The organism is Streptomyces sp. NPDC053542 (assembly GCF_044544685.1).
Taxonomy (GTDB): Bacteria; Actinomycetota; Actinomycetes; order Streptomycetales; family Streptomycetaceae; genus Streptomyces.
Window position 1 is genome coordinate 311,257 of sequence record NZ_JBITXL010000002.1, and the last position, 21,367, is coordinate 332,623.

The following is a 21,367-nucleotide window of genomic DNA, read 5'->3' on the forward strand; positions in this document are numbered from 1 at the left end:
GGCGCTCAGTCCAGCCGTGTCAGGTCCGGCCGCAGGCGGTGCCAGGTCGGGTGGCGCAGGCGGCCCGCCGCCGTCCAGCCGGAGTAGCCGACCTCGGCCACCAGCCGCGGCTCGACCCAGCGCGCGCCCGGCACCTCGACCGGCCCGGCGAACGGCGAGGTGTCCCGCGCGAGGACCTCGAAGTACCGGGCCAGCTCCCGCCGTTCGTGGTCGGCGAGGCCGGAGCCGACGGAACCGGCGTAGCGCAGTACGCCGTCCGCCTCCTCGATCCCCACGAGTACCGAGCCGGGCAGCCCGGCGATCCCGCCGTGCCCCTCCCACCAGCCGCCGATGACGACGTCGAGGGTGCGCACGTGCTTGGTCTTGCGCCAGTCGGCGGACCGGACGCCCGGGGTGTAGCCGGAGCCGAGCCGCTTGGCGACGACGCCTTCCAGGCCGTTGCGCAGCGTCGTCTCCCACACCTCGGCGCCCTGCCCCACGACGTGCCCGGGGGCCGACCACTCGGGCGCGGCGAGCTCCAGGCCCGCCAGCGCGGCCCTGCGCTCCTCGTACGGGGTGTCCAGCAGCGGCCGCCCGTCCAGGTACAGCACGTCGAAGAGGACCAGGTGGGCGGGGTGGTCGGTGAGCAGCCGGGCGGTGCGGCGCGCGTCCGCGACGTTCATCCGGCGCTGCAGCCGCCCGAAGTCGGGCCGGCCCTCCGCGTCGAGCACGACGACCTCGCCGTCCAGGACGGCGGACCGGCCGCGCAGCGCGTCGCCGAGGGCGGTGAGCTCGGGGTAGGTCCGGGTGGCGTCGTTGCCCGCGCGGGTGACGAGCCGCACGGCCCCGTCCCCCGGCACATGCGCGAGAAGACGCACCCCGTCCCACTTCACCTCGTACGCCCAGGCCGGTTCCGCGCCGTCGGCGGGCAACGGGCCCGGCGTGGCGAGCATGGGCCGTAGCCCGGACAGGCCGGGCGGATCTGCGGGCCGGGGCGCGGGCGGTGCCATGCTCCGATGATCAGCGGTCGGGCCGACCGGCGCGACCTCGGCCGGCGCGAGTGCCGGGCCCACCGCCGTAGGGGTACCGCGCCGCGGCCGGGCTCAGCTGCGCTGTGGCTGAGCGCGCCCACGCGGCGGAGCCGCAACATGGACACGCCCCGCGCCCCTGAAGGGGCTGGGCCCGGCCGCCGGTGCGAACCCCTACGGCGGTCAGCCGGTGAGCTGTTTCCGCGCCTCCTGGAGCGCCTCGTCGAGCAGGTCCGCGCCCTCTTCCGCCTCCGCGACGGTCAGGGAGAGCGGGGGTGCGATGCGCAGGGCCGCGCCGTTCAGGCCGCCCTTGCCGATGAGCAGGCCGCGTTCGCGCGCGGCCTCCGTGACGGCGGCGGCCGCCCGCGGCGACGGCTCGTCCGTGCCCGGCTCGACCAGCTCGATGCCGATCATCAGGCCGCGCCCGCGGACCTCGCGCACGATGTCCAGCCCGGCGGCCACCGCGCGCAGCCGTTCGATGAGCAGGCCGCCGACGCGCCGGGCGTTGCCCTGGAGGTCGTGTTCGAGGAGGTAGTTGAGGTTGGCGAGGCCCGCCGCCATGGTGACCGGGCTGCCGCCGAAGGTGGAGATGGAGTTGGCGTTCAGGCAGTTCATCACCTCGGCGCGGGCGACCACGCCGCCGATGGACATGCCGTTGCCGATGCCCTTGGCGAAGGTCAGCATGTCGGGCGGGCCGCTCGCGCAGTGCGCCTGCCAGCCCCAGAAGTGCTCACCCGTACGGCCCCAGCCGGTCTGCACCTCGTCGCTGATCCAGAGGATCCGCCGCTCGGCCAGTACCTCGCGGAACGCCGCGTACAGGCCGTCCGGCGGCGACGTGAAGCCGCCGACGCCCTGGATGGGCTCGGCGATCAGCGCGGCCACGCCGCCCGCCGTCTGCTGGAGCATGTCCTTCAGGTCCGCGACGCACGCCTCGATGTACTGGGCGTCCGTGAGGTGCGCGTACGGGCCGCGGCTGCGCACCCCGCCGTGCACCCACAGCGTCTGCAGCGGCGAGAGGCTGGTCGGCGACCAGCTCTGGTTACCGGTGATGCCGACGGCCGAGAAGGACCGGCCGTGGTAGCTGTTGCGCATCGCCAGGATCTGGTTGGAGCGGCGGTACGTGGTCGCCAGCAGCAGGGCCGCGTCATTGGCCTCCGTACCGGAGGTGGTGAAGAAGACCCGCGCGTCGGGGATGCCGGAGAGCGCCGCGATCCGCTCCGCCAGGTCCACCATCGGACGCGAGAGGTAGAGGGTGGAGGTGTGGATGATGCGGCCGGCCTGCTCGGCGACGGCCTTGGTGACCTCGGGCAGCGCATGCGCGGTCATCGTGGTGAGGATGCCGCCGAAGAAGTCGAGGTAGCGGTTGCCCTCGGAGTCCCAGACGTGCCGGCCCTCGCCGTGCGTCAGCTCGATGGGGCGGTCGTAGAGCAGGGTCAGCCACTCGGGGAGGACGGAGCGGTGCCGGGCGTGCAGATGGGCGGCGTCGTCGGCGTAGTGGGTCACGGCTGCACCAGCCCCTCGTACGCGTCGGGGCGGCGGTCCCGGTAGAAGGCCCACTGCTGCCGGACCTCGTCGATCAGCGCGAAGTCCAGGTCGCGGACGACCAGTTCCTCCTTGCTGTCGCTGGCCACGTCGCCGACGAACTGCCCGCGCGGGTCGACGAAGTAGCTGGTGCCGTAGAAGTCGTTGTCGCCGTACTCCTCGACGCCGACGCGGTTGATGGCCGCGACGAAGTACTCGTTGGCGACCGCGGCGGCCGGCTGCTCCAGCTGCCAGAGGTAGGCGGACAGGCCGCGGGAGGTCGCGGAGGGGTTGTAGACGAGCTGGGCGCCGTTCAGGCCGAGCTGGCGCCAGCCCTCGGGGAAGTGCCGGTCGTAGCAGATGTAGACGCCGACCTTGCCGACCGCGGTGTCGAACACCGGCCAGCCCTTGTTGCCCGGTTTGAAGTAGTACTTCTCCCAGAAGCCCTTGACCTGCGGGATGTGGTGCTTGCGGTACGTGCCGAGGACCGTGCCGTCGGCGTCGATGACGGCCGCGGTGTTGTAGTAGAAGCCGGACTGCTCGACCTCGAAGACCGGGACGACGATGACCATGCCGGTCTCGCGAGCCAGCTCCTGCATCCGGCGGACGGTCGGGCCGTCGGGCACCGGCTCGGCCCAGCGGTAGTGCTCGGGCTCCTGGACCTGGCAGAAGTACGGGGCGTTGAAGACTTCCTGGAAGCCGATCACCTTCGCGCCCTGGGCGGCCGCCGCACGGGCGTGCTCCTCATGCTTGGCGATCATCGACTCGGTATCGCCCGTCCAGGTCGCCTGCACCAGTGCGGCACGTACAACATCGGCCATGAGCTGCTCCTTTGCCAGGGCGTCAGACAACCGCTCCATCTGTGCTCTACGCGTGTGGAGGTGACCGTAGGCCGCGATGTGCACCCTGGCAAGACCATCTCTGCCGCGCCGCGCGGCCGATTCCGCACCCTGCGGGAACTGCTGTACGAGCTGCTGTGAGCGGTGGTGCGGACGGGTCAGCCGGCGCCGGTGAGGCGGTCGGGTACGCCGGCCGTCCGCAGCGCGTGGACGAGGTCGCGGTGACAGTGCGGCGCCACGCCTGCCGCCGCCTCCAGCAGCAGCGGCAGCAGGACCCCGGGCGCGTCCGTGGCCTGTGCGAGGCCGGCCGCCTCCTGCGCGGTCCGCACGCGGACCAGCGCGGCCAGCAGGTCCCGCGCCTCACCCGTACGGCCCGCGTCCCGCAGCGCCAGCGCGGCGCTCGCCACTTCGCCGACCGGGCGGGCCACACCCTGGCGCAGCAGGCTCGCGCAGTCCCGGTCGCGGCCCGCGACGGCCAGCGCCTCCGCCGCGGCGGCGAGGCGGTCCGGCGGCAGACAGGCCACCTCCCACAGCAGGGTGGGCACGTCGGCGGCGAGTCCGTACCGCTCCAACTGCTTGGCTGTGTACGGGAGTTCGACGGCTGGGCGGTCGGCGGCCGCGCACAGGAGGGCGTGCGCCTCGCCGCCGTGGCCCGCCGCCCGCAGCTCCGCGAGGCGGGCCGCGGTGGCGGTGACGGCCTGCCGGGCCTCGGGGGTGAGCGGCTGCGGCGCGTCAGCGGGGGCGCCCGTCTCGCTGACGCGCTCCTTGGCGTGCTTCGGTGCGCGGTCGGCCTCGTCCTCGTAGGCACCGGCGAATCGGGCGCCACGAGGGGCTGCGGGCGGCGGGACGGAGGGGGCGGGCGCGACGGTGGTCTCGGCCGGTGGGGCGGCCTCCGCGGCGTCACCGTCGCCGGAGACCTCCAGGCCCGCGAAACGGGCGCCGCGCGGACGCTTGGGGGCGACGGGTGCCACGACGGCCGGGGGATCGGCCGGGGCCGCGGGAGGCTCGGCCGGGGCCGCCGGAGGCTCAGCCGGCTCGAAGGCCGGCTCGGGGGCCACCTGCGGCTCCGCCGCCTCGATCCGCTGCTCCAGTTCGGCCACACGCGCCCGCGCGCGTGCCGCGTCGTCGCGTACCCAGGCGAGCTCGCCGGTCAGTCCGGACACATCCGTGCCGGGGTCCGCGGGGTCCGCCTGCTGAAGCGCCGCGTGCAGGTCGCGCTCGCGGCGGGTGGCGTGGCGGAGCTCGCCGAGCATCGCGTCGAGCCGGTCGCGGAGCACCTCCGGACCGCCGGTCAGCGCGTCGTAGGCGGCGACCGCGGCACTGTGCAGCTGCCGGGCGCGTGGCTCCGCCTCCGCCGCCGCCCGCGCGCCCCGCCGCCCGGCGAGATCCTGGAGCAGCGAGGCGACCACGTCCCACGGCGGCACCTCGCGCCCCTCCAGGCAGGCCCGCAGCCCGTCCGGATCGCGCCGCACGAAGACGCCGTACCAGCCCTCGGTCTCGTCGAGCGCCCCCGTCAGACCGTCCAGGAAGTACGCGAACTCGCCCACCGCATCGCGCAGCCGTGTCTCCGTCATGCCGCCCCTTTCCGCTCCCGATTGCACACCAGTCGTGTTTCGGCCGCTGTTACAGGGCGGCTACGGGGAGTTTTCCGCCTGCGCACCGCACCACCTCTGCAGCTCGTGGACCGCCAGTGAGTCGACAGGCAAACTTGCAAGTTTGTCTGTCGTTTTTCTACGCTGCCGTCATGCCGACCAAAGGGACCGCGGCCAAAGAGACCGCGACCAAAGGGACCGCGCACGAGCAGCTCGTCACGGACCTCAGCGCGGCCGTCGGCCTGCTGATGCGCCGGCTGCGCACCGAGTCGCCGAGCGGGGGGCTCACGCCCACGCAGCGCGCGGTCTGTGCCCGGCTGGACAGCGACGGGCCCGCCACCACCGCGGCGCTGGCCCGGGCTGAGCTGGTACGCCCGCAGTCGATGCGGGTGACGCTGGCCGCCCTGGAGGAACGCGGCATCGTCGCGCGGAGCCCGCATCCCACCGACGGCCGGCAGGCCGTCCTCGCGCTCACCGACGAGGGCCGGCGGGTGCTGGCCGACGTCCGGCGGGCCAAGCAGAACTGGCTCACCGCGGCCATCGCCGAGCACACCACCCCCGAGGAACGGCGCGTACTGGCCGAGGCCGCCGCGCTGCTGAAACGACTGACGGAGAACTGAATCTTGACCGCCACCACGCTCGACCCGAAGACCGCGCTGGTCCTGATCGACCTGCAGAAGGGCATCGCCGCGCTGCCCACGACCCACCCGGCCGCCGAGGTCATCGCGCAGGGCGCGCGGCTGGCCGCCGCGTTCCGCGAGCGCGGCCTGCCCGTCGTGCTGGTGAACGTCACCGGCGGCGCGCCCGGCCGCACCGAGGGCCCGGCCCGCGCCGGCAACCCGCCCGCCGACTGGGCCGACCTGGTCCCCGAGCTCGACCAGCAGCCCTCCGACCTCCTGGTCACCAAGAAGACCTGGGGCGCCTTCCACGGCACGGCGCTGGACATGGAGCTGCGCCGCCTCGGCGTCACGCAGATCGTCCTGGGCGGCATCGCGACCAGCATCGGCGTGGAGTCCACGGCGCGCAGCGCGTACGAGCACGGCTACCACGTGACGGTCGCGACGGACGCCGTGACGGACATGGACGCCGACGCGCACCGCAACAGCCTGGAGAAGATCTTCCCGCGGCTGGGCGAGACGGACACCACCGACGCGATCCTCAAGCTCCTGCCGTAATAAAGTCCTCAACCTCCCGCCATGACAAGGGAGTTGATACGGGAGCTCACGCCCCCGCCCGCAGTCGCGGCCACTTCTCGTACCACCGCAGGTCGTCCTCCAGCTGGGCGGCGAGGGAGATCAGGCGGGGCTCGCCGCCCTCGGGGCCCAACAGCTGGGCGCCGAGCGGCAGTCCGGCCGAGCTGAAGCCCGCGGGCACGCTGATGCCCGGCCAGCCGAGCACGTTCCACGGCCAGGCGTACGGGCAGGCCGCGATCATGGCCCGGTCGGTGTGCCAGCCGGACATCGCGGCGAGCGTGCCGACCCGCGGCGGCGGCGTGGCCGTGGTCGGGGTCAGCACGACGTCGTACCGGCCGAACACCGCGCCCACCCGCTTCTGCTGCCGCGCCTCGGCGGCCCGCGCCAGCCGCAGCGCGCGCCCGCTCAGCAGCCGGCCCAGCCGCGCGGCGTCCCGCGTCCTGCGGTCCAGCAGGGAGCGGTCCGGCACCCGTTCGGTCCACTCCCGTACGCCCGTGGTCGCGCGCGGCACGAAGGCCAGCCCGATCAGCCCGTAGTCCGGCTCGGCCTCCTCGACGAAGTGGCCGAGGCGGGCGAGGGTGCGGGCGATGTCCGTGACGGCGGCGCGCACTTCGGGGTGGAGCGGGCGCGGCGTACCGGTCCAGGCGGCCTTCCAGGACAGCGCGATGCGCAGCCGTCCCGGGTCCCGGCCGACCGCCTCGCGCACCGCGACCGGCGCCGGGCGGTGCAGGTCGTGCCGGTGGCTGCCGCTGGAGACCTCCAGGAGCAGCGCCGCGTCCTCGACCGTGCGGGCCAGCGGGCCGAGGGTGGTGATGCCCTGGAACGCCTCCGGTTCCGGCCAGGTGGAGATCCGGCCGCGCTGCGGCTTGATGCCGATCAGGTGGGTCCAGGCCGCGGGGATGCGGACCGAGCCCGCGCCGTCCGTGCCGAGCGCGGCCGGTACGAGCCCGGCGGCTACCGCGGCGGCCGAGCCGCCGGAGGAGCCGCCGGGGGTGTGCGCCGGGCTCCACGGGTTGCGGGTGTCGCCGAAGGCCGGGCCCTCGGTGAACGGCCACTGGCCCAGCTCGCAGGCGTTGGTCTTGCCGACCACGATCGCGCCGGCGGCGCGCAGCCGCCGTACCACTTCGGAGTCCTCGGCCTTGGGCGGGAACGTGCCCGCGCAGCCGAACGCGGTGGGCTCGCCCGCCACGTCGGTGTCGTCCTTGACCGCGACCGGCACGCCGAGCAGCGGCAGCCGCTCCCCCGCCGCGAGCCTGCGGTCGGCGGCCTCGGCCTCGGCGAGCGCCGCCTCGGTCCGCACCAGCCGGAAGGCGTTGACGGTGCCCCTGGTCGCCTCGATGCGCTCCAGCGACCGCCCGACCAGTTCGGCCGATGTGGTGTCACCGTCGCGCAATGCTCCGGCCTGTTCGGCCAGTCCCTCGAACCTGTCCCCCACTGCCGCCGCCTCTCGCACTGACGTTCCGTTCCGACGGAGGTGCGCAGCGTAACCACGTGCGTGAGGCGGCATCAACCGCCTCCGGACCCCCGCGGGGCGCCGGAGGCGGTTGTTCCGTATACGGTCAGCGGGAGTTCGCGTGGCCTTCGGGCTGGACGACCATGGCCGAACCGCCGCCCCTGCGGACCTTCTCGGCGGCCGCGAGCCAGCGCCCGTCGGACAGCCGCTGGACGCCGGTGGCCGCGCCGATCTCGGGGTTTTCCTTGAACGAGTGGCCGAGCGCCTCCAGTTCCGTGCGGAGCTTGCTGTCGTACAGCCCCGGCTCCAGCTCGGTCTGCGCGGCGTTGCGCTGGCTGGCGCGCGGCGCGGCGATGGCGTCGACGAGCGGCAGGCCGCGGTCGAGGTGGCCGAGAAGCGTCTGCAGAACTGTCGTGATGATGGTGGCTCCGCCGGGCGAGCCGACGGCCAGTACGGGCTTGCCGTGGTCGAGGACGACGGTCGGCGACATGGAGGAACGGGGGCGCTTGGCGGGGCCCGGGAGGTTCGGGTCGGGGACGCCGGGGGCCGCCGGGGCGAAGGAGAAGTCGGTCAGTTCGTTGTTGAGGAGGAAGCCGCGGCCGGGGACGGTGATGCCGCTGCCGCCGGTCTGCTCGATGGTGAGGGTGTAGGCGACGACGTTGCCCCACTTGTCGGCGGCGGTGAGGTGGGTGGTGCTGTCGCCCTCGTACGTCGTCGGGGCTGCCTTGTCACCGGCCGCGCAGGGCTCCGGGTGGCGCGGATCGCCGGGCGCGACCGGGCTCTTGAGCACCGCGTCGTCCTTGATCAGGCAGGCCCGGGAGTCGGCGAACTTCTGCGAGGTCAGTTCCTTGGTGGGCACCTTCTGCGCGGCCGGGTCGCCGACCCAGCGGCCGCGGTCGGCGAACGCGATGCGGCTGGCCTCGATGTAGCGGTGCAGGTACTGCTTCTCGCTCAGCTTCGCTACGTCGTGGTTCTCCAGGATGTTGAGCGCTTCGGCCACGCTCGTGCCGCCGGAGGAGGACGGCGCCATGCCGTAGACGTCCAGGCCGCGGTACTTCGTCTTCGTCGGCGCCTGGTCCTTGGTCTCGTACGCGTCGAGGTCGGCAGCGGTGAGGTCGCCGGGCCGCACCTTGCGGGTGGCGCCCTCTCTTACGGGCGGCTGCTCGACGGTGCGGACGATGTCCTCGCCCAGCCGTCCGCGGTACAGCGCGTCCACGCCCTTCGTCGCCAACTCGTCGTAGGTGCGCGCGAGATCGGGGTTCTTCAGCGTGGAGCCGACGGCCGGGGGCTGCCCGCCGGGCAGGAAGAGCTTCGCGGAGGCGGGGAAGTCGCGGAACCGGTCGGCGTTGTCCGCGGTCTGCTTGCGGAAGGTCTCATCGACGGTGAAGCCGTCGCGGGCGAGGCGGGTGGCGGGCGCGAGGGCCTGGCCGAGCGAGCGGCTGCCCCACTTGTCCAGGGCCTTGTCCCAGGTGGCGGGCGTGCCGGGGGTGCCGACGCTGAGGCCGCTGGTGACGGCCTCGTTGAACGGGATCGGCTTGCCGTTCTCCAGGAAGAGGTCCTTGTCCGCGGTCAGCGGCGCGGTCTCGCGGCCGTCGATCGTCTGCACGGAGCGCTTCTTGGCGTTGTAGTAGACGAAGTAGCCGCCGCCTCCGACGCCGGCGGAGTACGGCTCGGTGACGCCCAGCGCCGCCGCGGTGGCGACCGCGGCGTCCACGGCGTTGCCGCCCTTCTTCAGGACCTCGATGCCGGCCGCCGAGGCGTCGGGGTCGACGCTGGAGACCGCGCCGCCGGAGCCCACGGCGACGGGGGACTTGGGCGGGGCCTCGGTCGCGGGTGCCGCGGGGGCCGCCGCGGGCCGGGCGCTGGCCGGTACGGAGGCCAGCGAGCCGGCCAGCGCGGCCGTCACGGCCAGCACCGACAGGCGTCGGACATGCGTCATCTGTGCCTTCCCTCCATCGAGTTCGCGCCAGAAGCCGGAGCCTACCTGCGGCTCTTCGGGGGCGACAGGGCGCCGAAGGACCGCCGCCACGAGATCTTTACCCTTGCGTAACCTACCGACGGGTTACCTTCGGTAACTCGCTCGACTTACTCTCCAGTCACTTCGGTACCGGTGCCACCGGTCACGCCCCCTCTCCCCCACACCGCGACCTGGAGCAGTAGATGACGCCCTCCCGTACGACGCTGCGCGCCGCGATCGGTACCGTCTCCGCGGCCGTGCTCGCCACCACCCTCACGGCCACGGCCCCCGCCGCCCAGGCGGCCCCGGCCGCCGCCACCGCCCCCGCCACCGTGAAGTTCGTGGACATCGAGGGCGCCGGCGGCATCACGCTCAAGGCGAACGTCTTCACCCCCGGCGACGCCGACGGCAGCAGGAAGTACCCGGTGATCGTGCTGCCGACCAGCTGGGGCATGCCGCAGGTCGAGTACGTCGCGCAGGCCAAGAAGCTGGCGGACTCCGGGTACATCGTCGTCGGGTACAACTCGCGCGGCTTCTGGCAGTCCGGTGGGAACATCGAGACGGCGGGCCCGCAGGACGTCGCCGACGCCCGCAAGGTCGTCGACTGGGCGCTCGCCCACACCCCCGCCGACCCGGCCAAGGTCGGCATGGGCGGGGTCAGTTACGGCGCCGGGATCAGCCTGCTGGCGTCCGCCTTCGACCCGCGCATCAAGGCGGTCGCGGCGCTCAGCGGGTGGGCCGACCTGATCGACTCCATCTACAGCGGCCGTACGCAGCACGCGCAGGCCGCCGGGCTGCTGGCGGGCGCGGGCGAGCTCACCGGACGCCCCAGCGCCGAACTGCGGACCATCATGAAGGACTTCCTCGGCTCGAACCTCGACAAGGAGGACGAGATGATCGCGTGGGGGAAGAAGCGCTCCCCCGCGACCTACCTCGACCGGATCAACGCCAATGGCGCGGCCATCATGCTGGGCAACGCCTGGGGCGACTCGATCTTCCCGCCGAACCAGTACGCCGACTTCTTCGAGAAGCTGAAGGGCCCCAAGCGGCTGGAGTTCCGGCCCGGCGACCACGCCACCGCCGAGGCCACCGGCCTGCTCGGGCTGCCCAACGACACCTGGACCGACACCAAGCGCTGGTTCGACCACTACCTCAAGGGCGCCGACAACGGCGTCGACCGCGAGTCCCCCGTACGGCTCAAGTCCCGCTCCACCGGCGCGTACGAGGGGTACGCGAGCTGGAAGGCCGTGCCCTCCGACGAGCGGCGCATCCCGCTGAACGGCACGCACGCCATCGCCACCGATGGCGACTCCGGCGCGAACGGCGGCACGATCTTCCTCTCCAGCATGCTGGACCAGTTCTTCAAGGTCCCGCCGATGGCGTCGCTGCCGCTGCTGCCCCGCTCGGCCGCCGCGGTCTGGCAGTCCGCCCCGTACGAGACCCAGCAGCGGGTGCGCGGCACCGCCAAGGTGCACACCACGGTCACCAGCACCGCCGAGAGCGGCACCGCGGTCGCCCACCTCTACGACGTCGGCCCGCTCGGCACCGGCAGGCTCGTCACGCACGCGCCGTTCACCTTCCACGGCAAGCAGCCGGGCAAGCCGTTCGCCATGGGCCTGGATCTCTTCTCCACCGCGTACGACGTGCCCGCCGGACACCGGCTGGCACTCGTCGTGGACTCCGCCGACCCGCTCTACATCGAGCACAACCCGGACGGCGCGAAGCTCACCTTCTCCTCGCCGGCCGGTGACCCGTCGTGGGTGTCGGTACCGGTACGGGACTGACCCCGGCCGGGCGGGCGCCGTCACAGCGGGGGGTTCCCCGGCATGAGGTTCCCCGGTTCGGCGGCGCCCACCTCGCCCTCGACCTTCGGGTTGCGCCGCTGCCGCCGGCCCATCCAGTGGGCGAACCAGGACAGCAGCATGCACATCCCGATGTAGATCGGCGAGATGACCAGGACGACGGGGATGAACGGCAGGTCGTAGTCGAGGTTGGAGGCGATCAGCCGGCCCGCGTGCAGGAACTCCTCGTAGGTGATGAGGAAGCCGAGCGAGGTGTCCTTCAGCGCGACGACCAGCTGGCTGATGATCGTGGGCAGCATCGAGCGGACCGCCTGCGGGACCAGTACGTGCGTCATGACCTGCGTCTTGCGCATGCCCAGCGCGTACGCGGCCTCGTGCTGGCCGCGCTCGACGGCGTGCACGCCGGTGCGGAAGACCTCGGCGAGCACCGAGCCGTTGTAGAGCGTCAGGCCGACGACCAGCGCGGTCAACGGCTCGGCCCGCAGCGCCACATAGATGAAGAAGATCATCACCAGTACGGGCATGGCGCGGAAGAACTCCACCAGGAGCGTGCACACCCAGCGGACCGGCCGGTGCCAGGAGAGCCGCCCGGCGGCCAGCACCGCGCCCAGCGCCAGGGACAGCACCGCCGCGATCGCGAACGCCTTGAGCGTATTGCCCAGGCCCTCCAGCAGCAGATCCTGGATGCCCTGGTACTCGAACGGCGTCCACTTCCGGGCGCTGAACTGGCCGGTGTCGATCAGGAGATACACCGCCCAGGCGAGGACGGCGAGGATGGCGAGCGTCGCCACCACACCGTAGAGGCGGTGCCGGCTCCGGGTTCTCGGTCCGGGGACGTCGTAGAGGGCGGTGCCGGTCATCGGGCGACTCCCCAGCGCTTCTCCAGCACGTTGAACAGCGCGCTGATGGTCAGGGTCACGATCAGGTAGCCGACGGCGATCCAGATGAAGGACCAGATGATGCTGTAGCCCAGCTCGTTGAGCGTCTTGTACGTGCCGAGCAGCTCGACGACGCTGAAGGAGCCGGCGATCGCGGAGTTCTTGGCCAGCGCGATCAGCGTGGAGCCGACGGGCGGGATGACCGTACGGAACGCCTGCGGCAGCACCACCGTGCCCAGCGTCTGCGCGAACGTCATGCCCAGGCTGCGGGCCGCCTCGCCCTGGCCCACCGGCACGGTGTTGATGCCCGAGCGCACCGCCTCGCAGATGAACGCCGAGGTGTAGCAGCCCAGCGCCAGGATCGCGAAGACATCGAAGGGCAGCACCAGGCCGAACCGCGGCAGGCCGAGCAGGACCGCGAAGAACAGCAGGGTGAGCGGGGTGTTGCGGAGCACCGTCACCCACACCGTGCCGAAGGCCCGCAGCGAGCCGACCGGCGCGACCCGGAAGCCCGCCATGATCACGCCGAGTCCGAGGGCGAGCAGCGAGGCGAAGACGGTGAGCTCGACGGTGCCGAGCAGGCCCTTGCCGTAGAGGGACCAGTTGTGGGTCAGTACGTCCATGGGTATCGGGGGCTCCCTCGGCTCACCTGTAGCGGTCGATCCTGGGCGGCTTCGGCGCGGGCACCCCGGACAGCCCGAGGGTCGCGTCGTACGCCTTCTTCCAGTCGCCGTTCTTCTCGGCGTCTTCGAGCGCGTCGTCCAGCGCGAAGCGCAGCGCGGAGTCCTTGAGGGGCAGGCCGACGCCGTACGGCTCCTCGGAGAAGGGCTTGCCGACCAGCTTCAGCTCGTCGGGCGCCTTGGCCGCGTAGCCCAGCAGGATCGCGTCGTCGGTGGTGACCGCGTCGACCTGGAAGGTGAGCAGGTTGTCGACGCAGACGGAGTAGGTGTCGTACGCGACGAGCACGGCCTTGGGATAGTCGGCCTTGATGCGCTGGTACGGAGTGGAGCCCGCGGCGGAGCAGACCCGCTTGCCGGCCAGGTCCTTGGGCCCCTTGATGTCCTTCTCGTCCTTGCGCACCAGCAGGCTCTGGCCCGCCATGTAGTACGGGCCCGCGAAGCCGACCTGCTTCTTGCGCAGGTCGTTGATGGTGTAGGTGCCGACGTAGTAGTCGATCTGGCCGTTCTGCACGGCCGTCTCGCGGTTGGCCGAGGCGATCGTCTTGTAGGTGAGGGTCTTCGGGTCGAAACCGAGCGCGGCGGAGAGCATCTTGGCGATCTCGATGTCGAAGCCGCGGTACGCGCCGGAGGACGGGTCGCGTTCGCCCAGGTAGGGCTGGTCCTCCTTGACGCCGACGACCAGATGGCCGCGGCGCTTCGCCTGCTGCCAGGTGGGCGAGTCGGGCAGCTGGAAGCGGGTCAGCACCTGGTACTTGGGGAGCTCGTCGCCGCGCGGGCCCTTGGCGGGCGGGCTGCCGGGCTTGCCGCAGGCGGCGGCGAGGACGGTCAGGACGGCGAGGAGGAGGGCCGTGGCGGCCCGTGGTGTCTTCTTCACTGCGCACTCCCCCGCTCAGTGCTTGAGGATCTTGGAGAGGAAGTCCTTGGCGCGGTCGCTCTCCGGGTGGGTGAAGAACTCCTCGGGGGTGCGGTCCTCCACGATCGCGCCGTCCGCCATGAAGACCACGCGGTTGGCGGCGGAGCGGGCGAAGCCCATCTCGTGGGTGACCACGACCATCGTCATGCCCTCCTGGGCGAGCTGCCGCATGACCTCCAGCACCTCGTTGATCATCTCCGGGTCGAGCGCCGAGGTGGGCTCGTCGAAGAGGAGCGCCTTGGGGTCCATGGCCAGCGCACGGGCGATGGCCACGCGCTGCTGCTGGCCGCCGGAGAGCTGGGCGGGGTACTTGTCGGCCTGTGAGGCGAGGCCGACCCGGTCCAGGAGTTCGCGGGCCCGCCGCTCGGCCGCCTCCTTGCCGCTCCTGCGGACCTTCAGCGGCGCGAGCGTGACGTTGGCCAGCACGGTCTTGTGTGCGAAGAGGTTGAAGGACTGGAAGACCATGCCGACGTCGGCGCGCAGCCGGGCCAGCTCGCGGCCCTCCTCGGGAAGCGGCCGGCCGTCCAGCGTGATGGTGCCGGAGTGGATCGGTTCGAGGCGGTTGATCGTCCGGCAGAGGGTCGACTTGCCGGAGCCGGAGGGGCCGATGACGACGACCACCTCGCCGCGGCCGACGGTGAGGTCGATGTCCTGGAGGACGTGGAGCTTCCCGTAGTACTTGTTGACCCGGCGCATCTCGATCAGCGCGTCACCGGCCATATGCAGCCCTGCTCACTCTCGTCCGGCACGTCCGTACAGCGGAGAGTTCGCAAACTACCCCAAATGCCCCCGCTCCGGCGCTCGGGGACACGCGGAGCCGACTCCGCACGTGCGGCGCTCACCCCCTAGGTACACATGAGCCGCCTGCGTACCTAGCCTGTCGGCATGGGTGAGCACCGGCCTGTTTTCCAGCGGATCGCCGACGACCTGCGGCGCCAGATCGACGAGGGTGTCCTCGCCGTCGGTGCGCGCATCCCCTCCCGCGCCGAGCTGAAGCGGGCGTACGAAGCCAGTGACCAGACCGTGGACCGTGCGGTGCGCATGCTGAAGGCCGCGGGGTACGCGGAAGGGCAGTTCGGGCGCGGGGTGTTCGTCGCGGACCGGGCGCCGCTGGGCATACTGCTGCGCTCCACGGGCGCCGTCGACTCGCCCTTCGCCGCGAGTATCACCCATGTGAATTGCCCGGAGGGCACGCCGTTGACGTGGGAGGCGACGTCCACGACCGAGACGGCGACGGAGCCGGTGGCCCGGCGGCTGCGCATCGAGCCCGGCGACAGCGTGGTCCGCACGCAGTACGAGTACCTCGCCAGCCGCCGGCCCGTGCAGCTCGCGACGAGCTGGGAGCCGCTGGCGATCACCGAGGGCACGGACGTGATCTTCCCGGAGCAGGGGCCCTACGCGCGCCGCGGCGTGCGCGGGCGGATGGCGGCGATCGGGATCCGGGTGGTGCGTGCCGAGGAGCGGGTGGGCTCCCGGCCCGCCGCCAGCGCCGAGGCGGAGGCGCTGGGCTGCCCGCCGGGCAGCTGCGTCACGGTCGTGGAGCGCACCCACTTCGACGCGGACGGGCGGGCGGTGGAGACCTCGGACATCGTCGTACGGGCCGACCGCTGGCAGCTGGCGTACGACATCGCGTTCGTGTGAGCGGGCAACCGCCCGGGCGGGGATACGGCTCTGGCGGGGGTGCGGCGCGGGCGCTCAGCTCTCCGCGACCTCGGCGTAGAGCTGGGAGAGCTCGGGCGCGCCGCTGTCCGCCCACTCGTGACCGGCCGTCACCACGTCGATCTCGCGGCCCGAGGCCAGCCGGACGACCGGCTCGCCGCCGGGCCAGATCTTCCAGCGGGCCCCAGGGACCGTGCGCACCAGGACCGTACCGAGGTAGAGGCCCGCGTCGTTGCCCAGCCACGGCACGATCTCCGGGTCCGACCGCCAGGCGGGCAGCAGCTGGTCCAGCGCCTCCAACGAGCCCACCGAATCGTCCAGTTCCACCCCCGCTCCCGCGGCGTGTCCGCGCAGCAGCTCGCACTCCGACAGCAGATCGGCGATCCCCTCCGCGTCCTCGTCCCCCGGTGCCGGCGCCACGGCGGAACGGACCGCTTCCGGATGCTTGCGCCACTTGTCCAGGAAAGACATGTTCATGGGGTGCAGCGTCCCACTCCCGCACGGGCGGCGGCCACAGGCGCGCGGCGCCCCGCGTCATCCGGTCGCCACGGGCTCCCTTGACGCCCCCTTGCCGTCTCCTTACGTTCATGGCGCTTGTGTCTGATGGACCGGATCATGCTCACCCCGTGGCGCACCCGCCACCGAAGGAGCCGTCTGATGCGCGTACGACAATGGGGCACAACCGTTCCGCTCGCTCTCGCCCTCACGGTCGCGGGGACCGCCGTCCCGGCCACCGCGGATCAGCAACGCGCGGCGGAGCCGCAGCCGTTGGCGAGACTCTTCGACAACAAGGCCGTGAGCGACGACGCCAGATCCGGCGCCGCGGACTTCGACGGCGCCGGCAGCTCGCTGTCCGCCCAGGACCTCGCCGCGGCCGGCTGGACGCCCGGCCGGACGCTGGCCATCGACGCGACCCGGCTGACCTGGCCGCGCACCGCGCCCGGCGCGCCCGACAACGTACGGGCGAACGGCCAGGCCGTTCGGCTCGGCGGCACCGGCACCGCGCTGTCCTTCCTGGTCGCCGGGACCGGCGGGGACGCCACCGGCACCGGCACGGTCGAGTACCAGGACGGCTCGCGCAGCACGTACGAGCTGACCGCGCCGGACTGGCGGACCGGCCCCCTCAGCACCAAGGCGGTGGCCCTGCCGCATCGGAACTCCGCGGCCGGGCAGCTCGCGGAAACGGTACGCCTGTACGCGGTGTCCGTGCCGGTGCGCCCCGGCCGCCAGGTCCGCTCGGTGACCCTCCCCAAGGACCCGGGCCCCGACCGCGACCTGCACGTCTTCGCCGCGGCGCTGCGCCGGGCCACGCCCGGCTGGACCGGCAGCTGGGCGGCCAGCAGCGCCGGGTACACCAAGGTCGGGCCGTGGCGGGACCAGACGCTGCGGCTGGTGGTGCACGCCGGGGCGGGCGGCCCGCGGGCGCGCATCCGGCTGGAGAACACCTTCGCCGCGACGCCGGTGGACATCGGCGCGGCCAGCGTCGCGGTGCAGGGGTCGGGCGCCGCGACGAAGGGCAAGCCGGTGGCGCTGACGTTCGGCGGGCGGTCCGGGACCAGCATCCCGGCCGGTGCGCAGGTATTCAGCGATCCGGTGGACTTCACCGTCCCGGCGGACACCAATCTGCTGGTGAGCTTCCATCTGTCGGGGTCGGTGGCCGCGTCGCCGATCCACAAGGAGGCCATCCAGCGGTCGTACGTCAGCGCGACGGACAGCGGTGACCGTACGGCCGACACGGGCGGCGCGGCCTACACCGGATCGCTGACCACCTGGCCGTTCCTGTCCGGTGTCGATGTCACCGGCGGGCCCGGCTCGATCGTGGCGCTGGGCGACTCGATCACCGACGGCGTGAAGTCGACGCAAGGCGCCAACCGGCGCTGGCCGGACACCCTGGCGCGGCGCTTCCAGAACCAGACCGCGCTGCCCAAGTACGGCGTGATCAACCACGGGATCTCGGCGAACCGCATCGTCACCGACCGCTACAAGGGCGACGGGATCAGCACCGACACCGGCGGTGTCAGCGCCCAGCACCGGCTGGAGCGGGACGTGCTGGCCCAGACCTCGGCCCGTACGGTCGTGGTCTTCGAGGGCATCAACGACGTGCGCTCCGGCACCTCGGCGGCCGAGGTGATCACCGGGCTGCGGGCCATCGCGCGGCGGGCGCACGAGCGGGGCCTGCGGGTGGTGGCCGCGACGGTCGCGCCCTGCGAGGGCTACCCCGACTGCTACCCGGAGGTCGACCAGCGGCGGCAGGCGGTCAACGCCTTCATCCGGGACAGCGGCGGGGCCGTGGACGCCGTACTGGACTTCGACGCGGTGATCCGCGACCCGCAGCGGCCGCAGCGGATGCTGCCGGCGTACGACAGCGGCGACCATCTGCACCCCGGCGACGAGGGGCTGAAGGCGCTCGCGGAGTCGGTGGAGCTGCGCAAGCTCGTGCCGTGAGGCGTGGGCGTGGCGTCTTCGGACGCCACGCCCGGGACGTCACACGTCCAGGTCGACGACGACCGGCGCGTGGTCCGACGCGCCCTTGCCCTTGCGCTGCTCGCGGTCGACGTAGGCGTCGGAGACGGCCTTGGCGAAGGGCTCGTTGCCGTAGACCAGGTCGATGCGCATGCCGCGGTTCTTCGGGAAGCAGAGCTGGCGGTAGTCCCAGTACGTGAAGGGGTGGTCGTACTTCAGGGGGCGCGGCACGACGTCCGTCAGACCGGCGCCGCGCAGGTCCGCGAGGGCCGCGCGCTCGGCCGGGGTGACGTGTGTGGCGCCCTCGAAGGCGGCGGGGTCGTAGACGTCGTCGTCCGTCGGCGCGACGTTGTAATCACCGAGGACCGCGAACGGGCGGTCGCCCGCCGCGTCGCCCGCGACCGCGGCCTTCAGCGCCTCGAACCACTGGAGCTTGTAGGCGTAGTGCGGGTGCTCGACCTCGCGGCCGTTCGGCACGTACACCGACCAGACGCGGACCGGGCCGCAGGTCGCCGAGATGGCGCGCGGCTCGGCCACGCCGTCGTACGTCGGGTCACCGGGCAGGCCCTCGACCACGTCGGCCAGGCCCGCCTTGGACAGCACGGCCACGCCGTTCCACCGGCCCGTGGCGTTCACCGCCGCTTCGTACCCCAGCTCGCGCAGCTCGTCGAAGGGGAACTGCTCCTTGGAGCACTTGGTCTCCTGCACGCACAGCACGTCCGTGCCGGTGCTCTCCAGCCAGGCCAGCAGCCGGGGCAGGCGGGCGGTGATCGAATTGACGTTCCAGGTCGCGATGCGCATGAGTGCCAACCTACCGCCCGCCTGTGACAGTCGCCCTCCTCAGCCCAGCGCGGCCGCCTGACCAGGGGCGAGGCGGCCGTGATCGGTGCCGCCGAGCTGGCCGATCATGCGGTCGTAGATCGGCCGGGCGTGCTCCTGGAGGAGGCTGTCGTGGATGTCGATGGCGTGCCGCGGCTTGACCTCGCGTACGTAGTCGATGACCTCCGCCACCTTGTTCCAGGGGGCGTGCACGGGCAGCAGGAGGGTGTCGACCGGGCGGCCGGGGACGGTCAGCGCGTCACCGGGGTGGAAGACCGAGCCGTCGACGAAGTACCCGACGTTGGTGATCCGCGGGATGTCGGGGTGGATCACGGCGTGCAGCTGCCCGTGCACCTCCACCTCGAAGCCCGCCGCGGTGAAGGTGTCGCCCTCGCCGACGGTGTGCACCCGGCCCGGGAACGCCGCCGAGATCTGCTCGGCGACCGAGGCCAGCGTCCAGATCTCGGTGGCCGGGTTGGCCTCCATGGCCGCCCGCAGCCGGTCCTCGGCGAAGTGGTCGGGGTGCTCGTGGGTGATCAGGATCGCGTCCGCACCCACGGCCGCGTCCTGCTCGCTGAAGCCACCGGGATCGATGACCAGCGTCCGCCCGTCCTTGGCCAGCCGGACGCAGGCGTGCGTCTTCTTGGTGAGTTCGAGTTCCATGGCCCCATCCTGCCGCGCCGGGTGACCCCCTGCTCAAGCAGAGCTCACTGATCGGTGCCGGAGGACTGGGTGGTGTTCTCGGCGCACTGCTGGTTGTGCGGGTTGGCGAGGACATTGACGTCCTGCACCGTGATCGGCACCAGGATGCCGATCAGCGAGCCGACATTGGCCTTCGCCGGCACGCCGAGGCACAGCTCGTTCAACGTGCCCTGGACCGCCCCGAGCTGCGTGCTCAGGGTGCCGTGGGTCGTCGAGTTGCCGAACGCGGAACTCGCGCCGTTGCCGCTGAGGCTCGTCGGGCCGTCGCCGGTCGCGAGGGCGCTGCCGGCCGCGCCGGCGATCGCCGCGGCGGCGAGACCGCAAGCGGTGATGGTGCTACGGATGTACATGGCTCTCTCCACAGGATGACGCTGTGCCAAAGCCAGGAGTACATCCTGCCGCGCGGCGCGCGCACGCCCATTCACCGGATCGTCGGCGTGCCCAGGACAACCGTTCAATCACCTTGTCCGCCCGGCAGTTCAGCCCTCCGGTCAGTCCTCCGGCGTGGTCTCCTCGCGGATGACGCGCTGGGCGATGGTGAAGGCCGCGCCGGCGGCCGGGACGCCGCCGTAGACCGCGGTGTGGATCAGCGTTTCCTTGATCTCCGCGGGGGTGAGGCCGTTGCGGAGCGCGGCGCGGACGTGGACGGCCAGGTCGTCGAGGTGGCCGCTGGTGATCAGCGCGGTGAGCGTGATGACGCTGCGGGTGCGGCGGTCCAGGCCCGAGCGGGTCCACACCTCGCCCCAGACGTTGCGGGTCAGGAAGTCCTCGAAGTCGCTGGTGAACTCGTCGGCGGCGGCCGCGGCGCGGTCCACGTGCGCGTCGCCCAGCACCTCGCGGCGGACCTTCATGCCCGCCTCGTAGGAGTCGGTGCCGACCATCTCCGGCTGCTCGGCGGCCGGCTCGATGGCGACGACCGGCGGCTGGGGCTGCGCCTGCTGTGCCGGCTTCGGGGTGAGGACGGGCTTGGGCGGGGTGGCGCCGAGCGCGGCCTGCCCGGCCGGCTTGTCCTGCCAGGCGGTGGAGAAGTGCCGGATGAGCAGCTCGGTGACGGCGGCGGGCTGCTCGACGGGGGCGAGGTGCGAGGTGCCGGGCACCAGGGCGAGACCCGCGTCCTGTATGCCGGCGACCAGGGTGCGCGCGTCGGCGGTCGGGGTGATCAGGTCCTCGGAGCCGACGACCACCAGGGTGGGCGCGGAGATCCGGCCGAGCTCGTTCCGGATGTCGAAGGCGGCCAGCGCCTCGCAGGCGGCGATGTAGCAGCCGGGGTCGGTGGTGCGCACCATCTGTACGGCCCACTCGACGATGGCGGGCTGGGCGGCGGCGAAGCCGGGCGTGAACCAGCGCTCGGGCGCGGTGCGGGCGATCGGGTCCAGGCCGTTCGTACGGATCACGACGCCGCGCTGCCGCCAGGCGTCGGCGGTGCCGAACCGGGGCGAGGCCGAGACCAGCGCGAGCGAGGTGAGGCGCTGGGGGTGAGCGAGCGCGAGCTGGGCGCCGATGGCGGCGCCCATGGCGCAGCCGGCGTAGCCGAAGCGGTCGATGCCGAGGCCGTCGAGGGTGGCGATCACCCGCTCGGCGAGCTCCGCGACCGAGGCGGCCGGGTAGGCGGGGGATCCGCCGTGGCCCGGGAGGTCGAAGCGGATGACGCGCCACTGACGGGTCAGTTCGGGTATCTGCCGGTCCCACATGTGCCAGGTGGTGCCCAGCGAGGCTCCGAGGACAAGTACGGGCGCGTCGTCGGGGCCGTCGATCCGGTGCTGCAGGGTCTTCTCGCTCACCCGGCCACGCTACCCAATCAAACCGCCCACTCCTGACACCCGGGTCAGCAATCGGACGCCGTTCCGGCCGGAAAGAGCCGGTCATGACGGCGGAATCGGCTCATACCC

20 protein-coding genes are annotated in these 21,367 nt (G+C 72.6%); 5 read left to right on the plus strand and 15 right to left on the minus strand.

The genetic code is table 11. The annotated features are described in order from the left end of the window. Positions 1-5 precede the first annotated feature (5 nt). The 4 genes from ligD to ACIGXO_RS05650 all read right to left on the minus strand — a co-directional run bounded on the left by ligD (position 6) and on the right by ACIGXO_RS05650 (position 4,941). The gene (gene ligD / locus ACIGXO_RS05635) at positions 6-989 is read right to left on the minus strand and encodes a non-homologous end-joining DNA ligase (protein WP_399780726.1); all 984 of its coding nucleotides are present in this window, start codon (positions 987-989) and stop codon (positions 6-8) included. A 201-nt stretch (positions 990-1,190) separates the two neighbouring features. Then, a complete protein-coding gene (locus ACIGXO_RS05640) occupies positions 1,191-2,510 on the minus strand; it encodes an aspartate aminotransferase family protein (RefSeq protein ID WP_399780729.1) in 1,320 nt (439 codons plus the stop codon). After that, positions 2,507-3,349 carry a nitrilase-related carbon-nitrogen hydrolase gene (locus tag ACIGXO_RS05645; RefSeq protein ID WP_399780732.1) on the minus strand — a complete coding sequence of 281 codons (843 nt, stop codon included), beginning with the start codon at positions 3,347-3,349 and terminating at the stop codon, positions 2,507-2,509. The genes ACIGXO_RS05640 and ACIGXO_RS05645 overlap by 4 nt, the downstream gene beginning before the upstream one ends. Positions 3,350-3,525: 176 nt before the next feature. Next, entirely contained in the window at positions 3,526-4,941 is a 1,416-nt protein-coding gene (locus tag ACIGXO_RS05650) for a hypothetical protein (RefSeq protein WP_399780735.1), read from the minus strand. A 170-nt stretch (positions 4,942-5,111) separates the two neighbouring features. Between ACIGXO_RS05650 and ACIGXO_RS05655 the strand changes: the two genes are divergently transcribed. Further along, positions 5,112-5,579 (plus strand): MarR family winged helix-turn-helix transcriptional regulator, encoded by a 468-nt coding sequence (locus tag ACIGXO_RS05655; RefSeq protein ID WP_399780738.1) that lies wholly within the window; start codon positions 5,112-5,114, stop codon positions 5,577-5,579. A gap of 3 nt (positions 5,580-5,582) precedes the next feature. Continuing rightward, positions 5,583-6,134: an isochorismatase family protein gene (locus ACIGXO_RS05660; RefSeq protein WP_399780741.1), complete on the plus strand. Its 552-nt coding sequence runs from the start codon at positions 5,583-5,585 to the stop codon at positions 6,132-6,134. Positions 6,135-6,180: 46 nt separating this feature from the next. Here the strand turns inward: ACIGXO_RS05660 and ACIGXO_RS05665 are convergent, their stop codons facing one another. Beyond that, on the minus strand, positions 6,181-7,587 hold the full coding sequence (locus tag ACIGXO_RS05665) for an amidase (RefSeq protein WP_399780744.1): 1,407 nt from the start codon (positions 7,585-7,587) through the stop codon (positions 6,181-6,183). Positions 7,588-7,711: 124 nt separating this feature from the next. Beyond that, positions 7,712-9,544: a gamma-glutamyltransferase gene (ggt, locus tag ACIGXO_RS05670; protein ID WP_399780746.1), complete on the minus strand. Its 1,833-nt coding sequence runs from the start codon at positions 9,542-9,544 to the stop codon at positions 7,712-7,714. Positions 9,545-9,765: 221 nt separating this feature from the next. On the opposite strand from ggt, the gene ACIGXO_RS05675 reads away from it, so the two are divergent. Continuing rightward, positions 9,766-11,346 carry an alpha/beta fold hydrolase gene (locus ACIGXO_RS05675; RefSeq protein ID WP_399780749.1) on the plus strand — a complete coding sequence of 527 codons (1,581 nt, stop codon included), beginning with the start codon at positions 9,766-9,768 and terminating at the stop codon, positions 11,344-11,346. A gap of 20 nt (positions 11,347-11,366) precedes the next feature. On the opposite strand, the gene ACIGXO_RS05680 is transcribed toward ACIGXO_RS05675, so the two are convergent. Genes ACIGXO_RS05680 through ACIGXO_RS05695 form a run of 4 tightly spaced genes read right to left on the minus strand, consistent with a single transcriptional unit; the run spans position 11,367 to position 14,555 of the window. Continuing rightward, positions 11,367-12,224 (minus strand): amino acid ABC transporter permease, encoded by an 858-nt coding sequence (locus tag ACIGXO_RS05680; RefSeq protein WP_399780751.1) that lies wholly within the window; start codon positions 12,222-12,224, stop codon positions 11,367-11,369. After that, complete coding sequence (locus tag ACIGXO_RS05685; protein WP_030252720.1) at positions 12,221-12,865, minus strand: amino acid ABC transporter permease; 645 nt, start codon at positions 12,863-12,865, stop codon at positions 12,221-12,223. Before ACIGXO_RS05685 ends, ACIGXO_RS05680 begins: the two co-directional genes overlap by 4 nt. Positions 12,866-12,887: 22 nt before the next feature. Next, positions 12,888-13,796: a glutamate ABC transporter substrate-binding protein gene (locus ACIGXO_RS05690; protein WP_399780753.1), complete on the minus strand. Its 909-nt coding sequence runs from the start codon at positions 13,794-13,796 to the stop codon at positions 12,888-12,890. Positions 13,797-13,811: 15 nt separating this feature from the next. After that, positions 13,812-14,555 carry an amino acid ABC transporter ATP-binding protein gene (locus ACIGXO_RS05695; RefSeq protein WP_399780756.1) on the minus strand — a complete coding sequence of 248 codons (744 nt, stop codon included), beginning with the start codon at positions 14,553-14,555 and terminating at the stop codon, positions 13,812-13,814. A 165-nt stretch (positions 14,556-14,720) separates the two neighbouring features. On the opposite strand from ACIGXO_RS05695, the gene ACIGXO_RS05700 reads away from it, so the two are divergent. Then, the gene (locus ACIGXO_RS05700; RefSeq protein ID WP_399780759.1) at positions 14,721-15,476 is read left to right on the plus strand and encodes a GntR family transcriptional regulator; all 756 of its coding nucleotides are present in this window, start codon (positions 14,721-14,723) and stop codon (positions 15,474-15,476) included. A 54-nt stretch (positions 15,477-15,530) separates the two neighbouring features. Here ACIGXO_RS05700 and ACIGXO_RS05705 read toward each other — a convergent pair whose 3' ends face one another. Then, positions 15,531-15,971 carry a DUF6278 family protein gene (locus ACIGXO_RS05705; RefSeq protein ID WP_399780762.1) on the minus strand — a complete coding sequence of 147 codons (441 nt, stop codon included), beginning with the start codon at positions 15,969-15,971 and terminating at the stop codon, positions 15,531-15,533. A 180-nt stretch (positions 15,972-16,151) separates the two neighbouring features. Here ACIGXO_RS05705 and ACIGXO_RS05710 point away from each other — a divergent pair, with 180 nt between their 5' ends. Then, entirely contained in the window at positions 16,152-17,939 is a 1,788-nt protein-coding gene (locus tag ACIGXO_RS05710) for an SGNH/GDSL hydrolase family protein (protein WP_399780765.1), read from the plus strand. Between the two features lie 39 nt (positions 17,940-17,978). Here the strand turns inward: ACIGXO_RS05710 and ACIGXO_RS05715 are convergent, their stop codons facing one another. From ACIGXO_RS05715 to ACIGXO_RS05730, 4 genes are all read right to left on the minus strand, one after another. Next, positions 17,979-18,758: an exodeoxyribonuclease III gene (locus ACIGXO_RS05715; protein ID WP_399780767.1), complete on the minus strand. Its 780-nt coding sequence runs from the start codon at positions 18,756-18,758 to the stop codon at positions 17,979-17,981. Positions 18,759-18,797: 39 nt separating this feature from the next. Further along, positions 18,798-19,439: an MBL fold metallo-hydrolase gene (locus ACIGXO_RS05720; protein ID WP_399780770.1), complete on the minus strand. Its 642-nt coding sequence runs from the start codon at positions 19,437-19,439 to the stop codon at positions 18,798-18,800. Between the two features lie 44 nt (positions 19,440-19,483). After that, the gene (locus ACIGXO_RS05725) at positions 19,484-19,828 is read right to left on the minus strand and encodes a rodlin (protein WP_399780773.1); all 345 of its coding nucleotides are present in this window, start codon (positions 19,826-19,828) and stop codon (positions 19,484-19,486) included. Positions 19,829-19,969: 141 nt separating this feature from the next. Beyond that, positions 19,970-21,259 carry an alpha/beta fold hydrolase gene (locus tag ACIGXO_RS05730; RefSeq protein WP_399780776.1) on the minus strand — a complete coding sequence of 430 codons (1,290 nt, stop codon included), beginning with the start codon at positions 21,257-21,259 and terminating at the stop codon, positions 19,970-19,972. Between the last annotated feature and the right edge of the window lie 108 nt (positions 21,260-21,367).

Excerpts from the sequence above, each read along its gene's own strand:
- ligD (WP_399780726.1), bottom strand. The coding sequence starts at position 989 with ATGGCACCGCCCGCGCCCCGGCCCGCAGATCCGCCCGGCCTGTCCGGG.
- ACIGXO_RS05645 (WP_399780732.1), bottom strand. The coding sequence starts at position 3,349 with ATGGCCGATGTTGTACGTGCCGCACTGGTGCAGGCGACCTGGACGGGC.
- ACIGXO_RS05650 (WP_399780735.1), bottom strand. The coding sequence starts at position 4,941 with ATGACGGAGACACGGCTGCGCGATGCGGTGGGCGAGTTCGCGTACTTC.
- ACIGXO_RS05655 (WP_399780738.1), top strand. The coding sequence starts at position 5,112 with ATGCCGACCAAAGGGACCGCGGCCAAAGAGACCGCGACCAAAGGGACC.
- ggt (WP_399780746.1), bottom strand. The coding sequence starts at position 9,544 with ATGACGCATGTCCGACGCCTGTCGGTGCTGGCCGTGACGGCCGCGCTG.
- ACIGXO_RS05675 (WP_399780749.1), top strand. The coding sequence starts at position 9,766 with ATGACGCCCTCCCGTACGACGCTGCGCGCCGCGATCGGTACCGTCTCC.
- ACIGXO_RS05680 (WP_399780751.1), bottom strand. The coding sequence starts at position 12,224 with ATGACCGGCACCGCCCTCTACGACGTCCCCGGACCGAGAACCCGGAGC.
- ACIGXO_RS05685 (WP_030252720.1), bottom strand. The coding sequence starts at position 12,865 with ATGGACGTACTGACCCACAACTGGTCCCTCTACGGCAAGGGCCTGCTC.
- ACIGXO_RS05695 (WP_399780756.1), bottom strand. The coding sequence starts at position 14,555 with ATGGCCGGTGACGCGCTGATCGAGATGCGCCGGGTCAACAAGTACTAC.
- ACIGXO_RS05700 (WP_399780759.1), top strand. The coding sequence starts at position 14,721 with ATGGGTGAGCACCGGCCTGTTTTCCAGCGGATCGCCGACGACCTGCGG.
- ACIGXO_RS05705 (WP_399780762.1), bottom strand. The coding sequence starts at position 15,971 with ATGAACATGTCTTTCCTGGACAAGTGGCGCAAGCATCCGGAAGCGGTC.
- ACIGXO_RS05710 (WP_399780765.1), top strand. The coding sequence starts at position 16,152 with ATGCGCGTACGACAATGGGGCACAACCGTTCCGCTCGCTCTCGCCCTC.
- ACIGXO_RS05715 (WP_399780767.1), bottom strand. The coding sequence starts at position 18,758 with ATGCGCATCGCGACCTGGAACGTCAATTCGATCACCGCCCGCCTGCCC.
- ACIGXO_RS05720 (WP_399780770.1), bottom strand. The coding sequence starts at position 19,439 with ATGGAACTCGAACTCACCAAGAAGACGCACGCCTGCGTCCGGCTGGCC.
- ACIGXO_RS05725 (WP_399780773.1), bottom strand. The coding sequence starts at position 19,828 with ATGTACATCCGTAGCACCATCACCGCTTGCGGTCTCGCCGCCGCGGCG.